We start from the raw sequence: 12,930 nt of genomic DNA on the forward strand, positions 1-12,930 counted from the left end.
GCTCATGGTCTCACCGGAATAAGTTGGAACAACTGCCGGTCACGGCCCAGCCGGGGATCATGACTCCGCCTCGGCTCAAGGCATAATCGGCCATTACGTTCACCGGCTTCTTTTACAGCCGTAAGCACAAGATCTTCCCCGCAGCTGATGATCAGCGAGTCTTCTATTTCAGTGAAACGCCACAGATACGCTGTTTCATCATTCATAGGATAGTCAAGCTTCAAGGAACCGCTGCTGTTCATTCCTAAGATTTTGTCCCCGGCTTTAATGCTCGCTGTCCCATCCGGGCCGTGTTCAACACTCCAGAGCTGACCTGTATCTCCATAAGCAAGCTTGCCGATTCCCACGCCAGCTGCTGTACCTTCTCCGGCCGCAACATACAGCTCCGTTCCGACACTTTTCAGCCGAAACCGGCCGCTGGTCGGACCGCATAATGCAGCAATCTCCCCGGCTGATGCATCCACAGTGATCGCGTCACACCATTCCAGCTTCATCTCCCGTCCGGAAGGAAAGCTTAACGGCAGAAATACGTAACTTGAGGCATGATAGTCCGTAGGGTCCCACCGGTCCCCCACATACAGGTATGAGGTTTGCCCGCGCTCCTTCCCCGTAACAGGCAAGATGAACGCCGGCTGGCTGTCATAGGTTGTAATATCGCCAAGCGGCTTCAAGGGTGACCAGCGCCCCGTCAGCTGGTCAGCCCAGGCATAGGCTCCCTGATTGGGCAGCCAGCCGGTACAGGCCGAAGAGATCAGGAAATATACGCCCTCCCGCTTCATGATTGCCGGCGCTTCACGCGCCTGGCCCGGCCATAAGGTACGGACCTGTTCCTCAATACTGAGATAATCCGGCGACAGGCGGTACAGAATGAGATCCGCATTTTCTCTGGCCGCCGACACAAAATAAGCGGTTCCGTCATCATCCTGAAACAATGTGCAGTCCCGTGACATATTGCCTGCCGGATTAAAGCTGCCGCGGAACACATAATCACCGTCCACCGTATCACAATCAGCGACCGCACAGCGGGCGGCTGAATAGTCCCGCCCGTTCTCCCAATGCATCCACATGACATATTTGCCGGTAACAGCGTTATAGAGTACCTTCGGCCGCTCAATAACCGCACCTATTCTGTCCGGTTCCAGCTCTAGAGACGTGCGGTGGTAGGTAGGTTTGACCGGCGAATCCAGTGTCAGAACATCGCTGCGCCATTCCCATTCCGCCAGGTCTGCAGACCGGTAACAGCTGACCAATCTGCGCCCTGTACGGTTTTCCCCGAACCAGTAATAGTATCCGTTCTCAAACAGCATATGTCCGCCATGCGCATGTACCGGATTTCCGTCCGTATCCGGCAGCGGCACGCCGCTGCGCAGGACAGATGTATTCAGGCTAACTTCCATCAAGTCTCCTCCCTTCTGGCTGCAACCGGCAACAACAGCTCTATTTCAGGCCCATAATGGACATGACATCGACTTTACTGGCGCTTTCATACCACTCGTTAACTTCCTCTGTAATCTGTGTGCCGCCCTTCTCATGCCACTCCTTCACAAATTCGTCGTAGGCTTCCAGCGGCTCTTTGCTGTAAATAATTTTGGTGAACGTTTCCTTTTCCATGGTGGTCAGCTGCTCCCAGGAGGTCTGCATCGTTTTGGTAGGTGTTCCGTTAAAGGCGCTTGGCAGCAGAACATCCCTGTTCTCGTAAGAGATCACATATCCGTCCCGGGTCGTCTGGTCATTGGCTGCGGATCTCATCAATACACCGTTATCTGCCTCCACACCCTGTGCAAGATCATAAAAGGATTTTCCCGGACCATCCACGCTGGGTGTGTTCTTGGTGAAGGACATTTTGCCTACGCTTTGAACGGTGTCCATCGGCTTGTTGAATTTTTTGGGATCAAACACGACTTCGCCGTTCACAATATCGTAATCGTAGCCCTGCGCATAACCGTACTTGAAGTCACCCGTGCCGAATGCCGCATCATAGAGCTTGTCATAATACAGAAAGAAGGCTTCCATGTTGTTAAAATCCTTGTTGAACATAAAGACTCCGTCATTCTGCTGGCCGGATTGATAGGTTTTATCCCCGTTTACACCTTTAATGGTCGGGTAAGCAGCGAGCTTGGCGCCCTCCACGTTAATCTCAACATCCTTGACACTGCCGTAGAGCCACGGGCGGCCGATAATAATCCCTGCTTTACCTTCTGTAAAATCAGCCAGTGCATCCCATGCGCCCTGTGTCGCCAGCTCTTTATTCAGATAACCTTTAGAGTACCAGTCGCGGAGTTTGGCCAAAGCTTCCTTGGTACCGTCTGCAACCGATCCGTAAGACAGCTTGCCATTCTCGTTCAGCCAGGATCCCGGAAGATGCTTGCCTGTATAGGCGCTGAAGATCATGACTGGATCGCTGACCCAGCCTGTGTTGTAGGAATCCTTGCCGGAGAAATCAAACCCGTAAGTGTCCTTTTTACCGTTGCCGTCAGGATCATTCTCTGTAAACGCCGCAATGACCTTTTCAAACTCATCGATATTGGTCGGCGCTTTAAGACCCAGGGCGTCCAGCCAATCCTGGCGGATCAGCATAACCTGCCCTTCAGTCAGGTTGGGCGCTATCGGCATGCCATACACCTTACCGTCCTGGATCACCGGGTTGAAGGCGGTCGGGTACTCCTTATAAATCTCTTTCAGGCGCTCAGGCATATATTTGCTGATATCTTCGGTGATGTCTTTTACAAGTCCCGATTGAATGAGGTCATTGGACAGCGCAGTATCATAGACCGGAATGACGTCCGGAAGCTTCTCGGAGCCGGTCAGCGCCAGCCGCAGCTTGGTGTTATATTGTGCAGCATCTCCGCCCAGTAGCGTAGTCTGTGTGTCAATGCCCAGGTTTTCTACACCCCAGCGTGTCAGCACATTATCGTTCAGACTCTCACCGTTCAAATATTTCCCTGCATTCTCATCCTGCTGCTTCGCTATGGTAATCGTAATCGGCGGATCATATCTACCGTCCTTCAGCACAGCTGCGGATGACGCCCCTGAACCTGAATTGTCTGAACCGCAGCCTGCCAGCAGCCCTGTCATGATTACAGCAGCGGAGAGGATTGCACCTGTTTTTTTCATGGATTTAGCTCCTTTGGAATTCATATTTTGGATTAATACCGCACACGGACTGCTATTCTTTTACTGCACCCAGAACGATCCCCTTTACAAAATACTTCTGCAGGAACGGATAAACCAGAATAATCGGCAGGGTGCTGATAAAAATCTGGGCGGCCTTGATACTCTGCTCCGAGAGCGCTGCCGCTTCCGATTGGCTGAGTGCCATACTCTGCGCCGAACCCTGCACAACCACCGTCTGGAGAAAGGAAGCCAGAGGATACTTCTCCGTACTGGACATATAGAGGATTCCGTCAAACCAGGCGTTCCAGTTCCCGACCATAATGAACAATCCGACAGTGGCCAACCCTGGAAGCGACAGCGGCAGATAGATTTTGCGGAAAATTACAAAGAACGAAGCTCCGTCGATAAAAGCCGCCTCTTCCAGCGCCTTCGGAATGGTCTTGAAAAAGTTCATGATCAGAATGAGATTATAGGCTCCAAAAGCGCCCGGAAGCACCAGCGACCAGATCGTATCCTTCAGCCCCAGCTTGGTGACAAGAATGTAGGAAGGAATCAGTCCGCCGGAAAACAGCATCGTAAAGATGAAGATCCACATCAGGACATTGCGTCCGCGGAAATCCTTGGACAAGGCGTAGCCTGCGGTTGTAATGATAAACATGCTGATCAGGGTTCCCAGTACGGTCCGGACCACTGAAATCCACATCGACCCGGTAAAATTGGAGTTGTTGAACGTCTTGATATAGGCATCCAGATTGAAGTCTACGGGCCAGAAGGTCACCAGATTTCCGTTAACAGCCGTTTTGCTGCTGAAGGACTGGGCGAGCAGATGCAGCATGGGTAACAGACATGATAAGGCAACCAGAATCAGGAGTAAATGATTGAATGCCGAGAATATTTTATAGCCTTTGGACTTATGATACACGCCCATCCCCCCTTAGAAAATTTTGTAGTTGGCCACTTTATAGGCAATCCGGTAGGAGATGACAATTAGAATGAAGCTGATCCCCGATTTGAACAGCCCGACTGCTGTACCAAAACCGTATTGCCCGTTAAGCAGGGAGGAACGGTATACGTACGTATCAATAATGTCACCTGTGCTGTAGACCAGCGGATTGTACAGGTTAAAGATCTGGTCAAACCCGGCATCGAGAATATTGCCCAGACTAAGCGTTGCAATCACGATAATCATCGGCATCATGCTCGGCAGGGTCACATGTATAATCTGCTGCCGGCGTGAAGCGCCGTCGATCTCGGCAGCCTCATAATACGAAGGGTCAATCCCCGTAATCACTGCCAGGTAGACAATCATGCTGAAGCCGAAATTTTTCCACAAATCACTGATAATAACCGTAGGTCTGAACAGCTCCGGATCACCGAGGAAATAGACCGGCTGTATGCCGAACACATTCGTGAGAAAGTGGTTAATCCCTCCGTCCAGGCCCAGAATATCAATCATGATACCGGCGACAGTGACCCAGGACAGAAAGTGCGGCAGATACACCAGCGTCTGAATGCTCTTCTTGAGGCCCATGTTGCGGATTTCGCTTAACAGGATCGCCATGAAGATGGGGACGATAATGCCGACAATAATTTTGATAACGGCAATGATGAGTGTGTTGTAAATCGCCTGCATGGACTCCTCATACTGGAAGATCCGTTCGAAGTTGTCCCAGCCGATCCAGGTGGAGCCGGTAATACCCAGCCAGGGCTTGTAATCCTGAAATGCCATGACGAGGCCAACCATCGGCCCGTAGGCAAAAATCAGTACAAAAACCAAAGCCGGGATACAGAATACATACAGCGGCCAGTGGATTTTGAGCTCTTTGCCCCAGGGATTTTTCCTGCTCTTTGTCACATGATCCGTCTCCAGCGGTCTGACTTGTGTTTCCATCACCTGAGTTATAGTGCTTACCCCCTTTTCTTGTTTGAAAGGTATTGTCTGCTTCTGGTTTCATGTTAGCAAAAGCGCTTTCACACTAAAATGACTCAATTTAAAGATCATGGCCAATGTTTAAACCTGTTTGGTAAGCGATTACATATTGGCAGGCTGCTTCTCTTTTGCTTTTGGGGATTTTGCCTTATGATGTGTTCATACCGGATTGGAGAAGTGGACATATGATCAAAAAAGTGACTATGAAGCGGTTTATCTACTTTTTTATTTTTTTCCTGATGCTTACGCTCGGCTTATTCTTCATCATGAATACACTCGGGTCCAGGACCCTTCAGCAGAGTCTTGTTAATGCTTCCAAGAACCAGCTCTCTTATGTAGACAGTATTATGGACGGCGTGATCTCTGAAGCCAGCATGTACGGTATCCAGTACACAGCAGATCCTTCTGTACGCTTCTATCAGGACCGGATTCAGGAGCTCAACATTTACGATGCCCAGATGAAAAAAAATGATATTTCGGACCGTCTGAGTGATCAGCTGCTGTCCAGCCAGGCCGTAGATACGCTAGGTATTTACTGGAAGTCCGACAGGACATTCATCTACACCGGCCATAATCCGCAGGCCAAACCGCTGTTTGAGGGGGTTACAGAGCGAGGCTGGAAGAACGTTGGCAGCAGCCTGTATTATTTCTCCGTGTATCCTTATATTCATCAGCCCACCAATCCGGCCAATATCCAGTATATAGTCGGCGTGAAGCTCAAAACGGAATATTTGACCAGCCTGCTGGAGAAAGCGGTTAACGGGGACAGCTCGAACGCCTTTTTTCTCCTCAATAACAGCCTGGTCCTCAGCATGGATGACGTTAACAGCAGCATAGAGCAAAAAGTAAAGGAAACCGTAACTCCCGGCACAGCCGACATTGTGAAGTTTGATTATCACACAGGTGACGACGATTATTATGTACTGTCCAAATATATTGAGCCCATCGGCATGTACCTGGTGACGTATACCCGCATGAGCGATTTTCTCGATCCCCTCAACAGGAATCAGCAGGTGTTCTTTGCCAGTATCCTGGTTATTCTGCTGATCGGAATCATCGTTATTATGATGTTCTACCGGAATTTTTACCGGAATGTGCATTTGCTCGGGAAAAAGTTCCACCAGGTGGAGCAGGGCAATTACAGCACACGGATCAGCGGGAATCCTGCCAATGAATTCTATAATCTGTTCAAAAGCTTCAACCACATGGTCTCCCGTACCCAGGCCCTCTTCACCTCCCTGAAGATCGAAACCGAGCTCCGGCGCAACGCGGAGGTGAAGCAGCTTCAGGCTCAGATCAACCCGCATTTTCTCTCAAACAGCCTGTTCTTCATTATGTCGATGGCCAAATCCTCACCGGAAGCCGTCATGCAGATGAGCAAGCATCTGGCTGAATATTACCGCTACTTGACAAAGCTCGGCGCGCACGATGCCACCCTGGCTTCCGAACTGAAGCTTGCAGATCATTATTTGTCCATTATGGCGCTGTGCAAGGATATTCAATATGAGATCAATCTGCCGCCGGAGCTGGGTCAGCACCGTATTATGACACTGATTATCCAGCCGATTGTCGAGAATGCGATCCAGCATGGCATTGAGGAGCAGCAGGGCTCACACCGGATCTCGATTGATGTAAAGGCGCTGGACGACGGGGCATTAATCCTGATTGCCGACGACGGCAAAGGCCTGTCAGGAGAGGGCATCCAGGCGCTTGAAGCCAGACTCGGCCATGAAGTGCCGCCTGAAGGAACAAGGGGAGTGGGGCTGTGGAATATTAACCAGCGGCTCAAAAATGCCTATGGCGAATTAAGCGGCCTGCGTTTTTTCACCAATGACTGGGGCGGGCTGTCTGTACTGGCCTATATTGATTTCTCGCTGGACGAAGGAGGACAACATGCGCTTACTGATCGTGGATGACGGGCATTACATTGTAGAATACCTGAAGCATTTGCTGGACTGGAAAAAGTTCGGCATCGGTGAGATTCTGACCACCACCAACTCCATTGAAGCTAAACGTATGCTGGAGCAGGAGCCGGTCGATATTCTGATTACCGATATCCGTATGCCTGAGGTATCGGGGATCGATCTGCTCCAGCACATTAATGAAAAAATGCTTCCGACTAAGGTTGTATTTCTCTCCGGCTATTCGCAGTTCGATTATGCACAGAAAGCCATCCGTCTCGGCGCGCTCGACTATTTGCTGAAACCCGTGGACAAGGACGATATGGAAAAAGCCATGCAGCAGGTGGTCCAGAGTATTGATGCCAAGCCGTCCAAAACACCGGCTGCATGGGACAAATTCGACGGTCTGGGATATCTGCTGTCAGTAATCACGGAGCAGAACCACCCGGGCAGTGACTTCAGCGCTTATGAAGCTGCACTCATGAACCAGTCCTTCTGTTTCTTCCAAATCCCCGCTGCCGGAGACAAGGATGAAATGATCTTAAGAGACTGCAGCGGACATCTGGACAGCTTCATATGGCCTTCCGGGACGGCAATCACCGGGGTGATTCTGAGCACAAATGCAGAAATCCTCGTGGAGCGCATCGGCAGCATTGCTTTTTCAGAGTGCTTTGAATTTCACCAGAAAAATGCTGTCCGCCATTATTTCTACCAGCTTTTCTTCCAAGAAAATGTGAACTCTGCCGACTTCAGCATGTTCAAGGACTGCGGTGCCGTCTCCAGGTCTGAGCCTTTCGAATGGGAGCAGATCCGCAGAAATCTGGCGAGGAAATTCAGCAGGCTTGGTACAAGAAAGCAGAAAATAATCTATCTCATGGAATGTATTCATCTCCTGTACTCTGCTGCAGACAGATTGAAGCAGGCTGATGCGGCGGGCTGGATATTTGGTGCAGCTAAAGAGCCCGATACCGTTTTGCAGACGCTTCTGACGAGCTGCAACCGGATGGAACGGAGCACAGAGTCTCCCGGCAGCAGCATCATTCAGAATATCCAGACTTATATAGCCGAGCATATCGGTGACGGACTGAGCCTGGAAGACCTGGGAAAGCTCGTCCATCTTCATCCTGTCTATCTGTCCAAATTCTACAAGCAGGAAACCGGCGAGAACTTATCCAATTACATCGCCATGAAGCGCCTGGAGAAAGCCTCCCGGCTGCTGACCGAATCCAGTCTCCATGTCGTCGATATTTCCCAGCTGGTCGGTTACAAAAAACCGCAATACTTCATTAAGCTGTTCAAAGACCAGTACGGTATAACCCCCTATCAATACCGCAGGCAGAGAATCAAATAACAGAAACAGGGCGGTTCCTCCATCACATCAGGTGGATGGGGAAACGCCCTGTTGCATTTTACAATAGCAAAGTCTGCCCTGCTTGTTCACTTCTGCAGCTCAAGATCCTTCAGCTTCAGCAGGTCGGTATACGCAGCCTTGTACTGCTCCAGCTTCTGCTTCAGGTCATAGTTGTCAGGATCACTCTTCAGCTGGCTGCTGGTGAGCAGAATACGGTCTACAACCTCATCAATCCTGTCGTCAATCAGATTGACTTTGCTCTTGGCTGCGGCAAGCGCGGGATCTGTTACGGTAAAGGATTGCTGTGACGGAGGCACTGTGATCTTTTTCTGGCCTGCAAAAGATCTGCCGTTGTCTTTCTCATCCAGACTGATGTTCTTGCCGGATACTGTAACCTTATAGCCAGCCAGTTCACCGATCGCACGCACCGGCGCGTAGCTTTTCCCGTCAATAATAATCGCGGAATCCACCAGCTTCTTTCCGTATACATTTACTGTATATTCCGCCTGCACTTTTCTGCCCACCATACTATTGGAAGCACCCATCGCCTGTGTCCCTATCATCAGCATTGCTCCGGCAAGGAATCCGGCAGCAACCTTCTTCATAAGAAAATTCACTCCCCGTAAAATATTGTAATCCTATCTTAGCATTTTACGGAGTTTGATAGAACCCGCCGATGGTTGCAAAATTAAGGAAATAACCGATTATTTTCTGCTGTGCATATTCTGGTCCTGCAGGCGGATCAGCACCTTGCCGAATCTGCCGCCCTGGCTGACGGTTACCCGTCCATCCGGATAATTGCGGCTGACATACGCTTGAATCAGCTTCCGGGATTCGTGCTCCTCAGGCAGATGCCCGAACTTGAGCTGCTCTATAAGCTCATTAACTGCCGCCTCGGCAGAGAGCTCCGCCGTTTTCATCTCCCGGGTGATGATAGACTGATAGGAATATCCTTTCAGATAGAGCAGATGGTTCAAATAGGCCATATCCGAGGCGTCAGGGTGAGACTCCCTGCCTGTCAGCAGCGGTTTCACCTCATTAAGCAGACTGTGCTGTCTCTCCCCGGCCATCAGGCTGATATAACAGAATTGCTTCGCGCAGCCCAGCAGCTTCTCTACACTGTCCCAGTTGTCAATTACCGGACACATGGAGACGAATACCAGATCAAAGGCCTTGGTCCAGCCTCTGGCCGCAATATCAATATCCTCAAACGCTTCATTTACCAGCGTGATCTCCGGCTTGCCTGCACTGACACGCGCTCTGTTGGCTTCAAATAATTCCGCAAGCGCTTTGTTGGGTTCAACGGCTGTAACCTTAGCCCCAAGCTCGGCGAAAGGCACGCTGAAGCCTCCTGATGCCGCCCCGATATCCAGTACGGAGAGCCCGTCAAAATTGACGCCCTGCTCCTCTATCCAGCCGATGATCCGCTCGCTTCTGCGTCTTCCGCCTTCACTGAACACCTCTTCATCAAATACCCTGGCCTTGGAATCAAAGCTGCGCGTAGGATCAACGCCGGCTCGCTTCATCCGGTTGCTGGTCGTTCCCTCGTCCTCTTTCCAGGCTTTCTCCCATACTGCGGGATTAAACAAATCTGTTGTCATTTTTCCCAATCCTCTCTGAATAATAATGGCCTGCTAACATAGACTTAACAGACTTATAATATCTATAATAAAGCCGCAAAATAACGGCGGTTAAAATGCCACCGTTATCTGCGCAGCAAGCTCGGATATTTTCCGGCTCTGCAGGTACTCTTCCATCCGCCGTTCGGCCTCCACCATCTCGCGCTGGATCAGACATTCGCTGGAGTGGTTAAGCGTGCAGTCAAACAAGGAAGCCGTCCCTTCAATCGCATGAATAATATCGAGAAAAGAGATGTTCTCCTTGGCACGCTTCAGCCGGTACCCGCCGTTCGCCCCGGATGCGGATTCGATCAGTCCGGCCTTGACCAGCTTGGTCAGGATCTTGGACAGGTACGTAGGCGAGACATGCTGGCGCTCCGCCAGCTGCTGTACACCGACCGGCTTATCCGGCGCTGCGGCTACCAGGAACAGCATCGTATGCAGCGCGTAGTTCGTTGCCTTTGAGTATTTCATTTTCCACCTCAATCAAAGACTTTATTAGTCTATAATAGCTTTTATAGTGAAGGAATGCAAGCATAAAGCACTTGGCTGTATGCAGTACATTTAAAGCTTAAGCAGGCTACGTCATCTGCGGCGGGCAGACTGAATTAGCCCGGACAGCAATTCCCCCTGGTCCCCCCGGGCTTTGCCGGCGATTTTCTCCAGCTTGTCCACTCCGCCCCAGATCAGATGGATGATATGCTCCGCCTCATAATATTCAAGGGTTCGCGCCTCCTGAAGCAGCAGCCTCAGATTGCTTTCCTCCTCTGCCTCTGCTCTGATCTTCAGCTTCAGGGAATCTGTACTGGCCAGCATGCACTTGATGAGCGCCCGAAGTGTCTCCGTATTTACGCCATACCTTTCAGCAAAAGCAGCCGTAAAGCTGTTCTGGACGGACTGGTGCTCAGTATCAACCTTAGCCATATAGGCCTCTGCCAGCGGGAAATACGCCGGATCACTTAGCCCCAGACCAAAAACCGCATAGCTGCCCGGCATGCAGTTCTTCTCCCCTTCGGTATCGGAATACCATTCGAATTCCTCCATTGCCGCACGGGCATACTGCTCCAGCAGCGGATGCAGCTTAGGGTAATTCAGGGCATTTGCAAAGAAACGGTGTGTTCCCGACTTGGCCAGTCCTTTAACCGGGAGCCACTCCTTCACGGCGGACTTGAGCTTGATCTGATAGCTTTTGGGAAAGCCGCTGTTCAACAGGGTAATCAGAAACCGGAGTGCAGTCCCGTAGCTTTCTTCCGTCTCCTCTTTGATGGTAATATTCACTTCAGCAAACACATCATTGGCAGTACAGACTGCTTGTCCGCTGTTCAGGTTTGTCACTTCCTTGGGAAGCGATCCGCTGCCTTCCTTCGTCAGCTGCTGCGCACGCTTGCTTCCCAGCTCCATTGCAAAGTTCAAAAAGCTGAGCCCCGTACTTCTGCTGTAGGAAGGATCGTACCTCAAGATCAGAACCGCCGCATGGATCAAGAGTTCTACCGGCCCCTGTTCGGTATTTTCCAGCCGGGCACCGCTTTTCTTCTTATACTCCTTCTGATACTCTGATCCGGTAATATCGAAATAACGGGGCAGAAAACAGGCCTCAGTCCAGTTCCGCAGCGCATTAATGATATCACGCCGGTGTTCCGCAAGATGCTTGCTCCCTTTATTCAACTGCTCAATGTTTGCAAAAACAGACAGAACCCGGTCCGCATCAATCACCGGATACAGCCCTTCGTCCAGCAGATGCCGGGAAAGGAAAAAGGTCTCAAGCGGTTTGGTCGGATATTGTCCCGCTTCCAGCTTCTTCGCAATATAAACTGAGATCTGTTCCAGCAGCGCTGCCTTTTTGGCCTCATTAACAGATTCGAGAATACGTGTGTTCATCACGCCTTCCCTCGTCCGGAATCTGCCGTCAAAAATAAACCTGTAATCGATTACCGATGGTGCTAACGACTCCAGTTTATGTGTCATATACGCAGCAAGCCCGGGAACCAGCTCCCGTACTTCCGCTTCCGTGAGCTCCTCGCCGTACCTCCCCCCTCCCTCCGGCATACCAAAATCCAGTGCATTATCCGTCACCTCTACCCTGCCATTGGCATACTCAAGCAGTGCATAGTTGTGTATCCCTGCCTGAAGAGCGGTTCGTTTTACAATCTTGTCCGCATCCTTATCATTAATGAAGTCCATCCAGTTGCCGATCTCCTGCTTCATTTCATCCAGAATGTTAGTCAGTGTCTGATCCATAATCTTCAGGCTCCTTTTGGCAGTGATATAGATTTATCGTTTTCTCCACAGCTGATAACCTTTGCGGACGGTCTCCAGGACCACCCCGGGAACCGGGAACATCCACCGGGAGGCAACCGGCCGGTACAGGCGGTAATAGGCTTTTTTGTAATCATCCCACATAGTGCAGTCTTCCTGCTTCAAAAAATCGGATACATCGACAATGAGGCCGCGGCCGTCTTTGATCATTACATTTTTGGCATGGACATCATGCGGATGAAGCCCCACGGAACGGGCATAATCCAGGGCAATGTCGATATCCCGGATCGCCTGGTCGGTGATGAGAATCCCCCGTTTCATGGAATCATAGAAGGTGACTCCGCGCAGCCGTTCCAGGATCAGAAAATTTGCGCCGGCATAATAGCATTGGGCATATGCGGGATGGCGGCCGAGGCATTTGTACACCTCTGCTTCTTCCTCAAGGCCCGGCCGGCCCGGGGCATAGATTTTCACGGCATAATTTTCATCTTCCGGATGATAAAAGACAGCGGCATAATTCCCCGCTCCCAGCAGCCTCCAGGGCTTTGGCAGATTGCGGACTTTTACCGGTTCGTTCGGATCAACACTTTCTATCGTTACCTTTGTTAACAGCTCCCCCGTGACCCGTTCCACCAGCTTCTCCATTGCGTACGCTCCCCGCAGCTCATTTCAACAATAACATTATGAATCTAGTTTACGTCAAAACACAAAAAAAGCACACAGGGCATCTGTAATGTGCTTTTGTTCATTGCCTTTAAA

At 50.7% G+C, this 12,930-nt stretch carries 11 protein-coding genes; 2 read left to right on the forward strand and 9 right to left on the reverse strand.

Annotated elements, in window-relative coordinates; genetic code table 11:
• Positions 1–2: 2 nt before the first annotated feature.
• Genes C2I18_RS03150 through C2I18_RS03165 form a run of 4 tightly spaced genes read right to left on the reverse strand, consistent with a single transcriptional unit; the run spans position 3 to position 5,005 of the window.
• Positions 3–1,397 (reverse strand): family 43 glycosylhydrolase, encoded by a 1,395-nt coding sequence (locus C2I18_RS03150; RefSeq protein WP_249899839.1) that lies wholly within the window; start codon positions 1,395–1,397, stop codon positions 3–5.
• A 40-nt stretch (positions 1,398–1,437) separates the two neighbouring features.
• Positions 1,438–3,114: an extracellular solute-binding protein gene (locus C2I18_RS03155; protein ID WP_249899840.1), complete on the reverse strand. Its 1,677-nt coding sequence runs from the start codon at positions 3,112–3,114 to the stop codon at positions 1,438–1,440.
• Positions 3,115–3,166: 52 nt separating this feature from the next.
• The gene (locus tag C2I18_RS03160) at positions 3,167–4,036 is read right to left on the reverse strand and encodes a carbohydrate ABC transporter permease (protein ID WP_249899841.1); all 870 of its coding nucleotides are present in this window, start codon (positions 4,034–4,036) and stop codon (positions 3,167–3,169) included.
• Between the two features lie 12 nt (positions 4,037–4,048).
• Positions 4,049–5,005 carry an ABC transporter permease gene (locus C2I18_RS03165; RefSeq protein WP_249899842.1) on the reverse strand — a complete coding sequence of 319 codons (957 nt, stop codon included), beginning with the start codon at positions 5,003–5,005 and terminating at the stop codon, positions 4,049–4,051.
• A 224-nt stretch (positions 5,006–5,229) separates the two neighbouring features.
• Here C2I18_RS03165 and C2I18_RS03170 point away from each other — a divergent pair, with 224 nt between their 5' ends.
• Positions 5,230–6,960: a sensor histidine kinase gene (locus C2I18_RS03170; protein WP_249899843.1), complete on the forward strand. Its 1,731-nt coding sequence runs from the start codon at positions 5,230–5,232 to the stop codon at positions 6,958–6,960.
• On the forward strand, positions 6,938–8,296 hold the full coding sequence (locus tag C2I18_RS03175) for a response regulator transcription factor (RefSeq protein ID WP_249899844.1): 1,359 nt from the start codon (positions 6,938–6,940) through the stop codon (positions 8,294–8,296). Before C2I18_RS03170 ends, C2I18_RS03175 begins: the two co-directional genes overlap by 23 nt.
• An 86-nt stretch (positions 8,297–8,382) precedes the next feature.
• Here the strand turns inward: C2I18_RS03175 and C2I18_RS03180 are convergent, their stop codons facing one another.
• From C2I18_RS03180 to C2I18_RS03200, 5 genes are all read right to left on the reverse strand, one after another.
• Positions 8,383–8,901 (reverse strand): hypothetical protein, encoded by a 519-nt coding sequence (locus tag C2I18_RS03180; RefSeq protein WP_249899845.1) that lies wholly within the window; start codon positions 8,899–8,901, stop codon positions 8,383–8,385.
• 99 nt (positions 8,902–9,000) lie between these two features.
• Positions 9,001–9,897: a class I SAM-dependent methyltransferase gene (locus C2I18_RS03185; RefSeq protein ID WP_249899846.1), complete on the reverse strand. Its 897-nt coding sequence runs from the start codon at positions 9,895–9,897 to the stop codon at positions 9,001–9,003.
• Between the two features lie 90 nt (positions 9,898–9,987).
• A complete protein-coding gene (locus tag C2I18_RS03190) occupies positions 9,988–10,389 on the reverse strand; it encodes an Rrf2 family transcriptional regulator (RefSeq protein WP_249899847.1) in 402 nt (133 codons plus the stop codon).
• Positions 10,390–10,500: 111 nt separating this feature from the next.
• Positions 10,501–12,153, reverse strand: coding sequence for a DUF6138 family protein (locus C2I18_RS03195; protein WP_249899848.1), 1,653 nt, complete (start codon positions 12,151–12,153; stop codon positions 10,501–10,503).
• Positions 12,154–12,186: 33 nt separating this feature from the next.
• Positions 12,187–12,816, reverse strand: coding sequence for a serine/threonine protein kinase (locus C2I18_RS03200; RefSeq protein WP_249899849.1), 630 nt, complete (start codon positions 12,814–12,816; stop codon positions 12,187–12,189).
• Positions 12,817–12,930: the final 114 nt, after the last annotated feature.

The sequence above is a fragment of the Paenibacillus sp. PK3_47 genome (genome assembly GCF_023520895.1).
Classification (GTDB): Bacteria; Bacillota; Bacilli; order Paenibacillales; family Paenibacillaceae; genus Paenibacillus_AQ.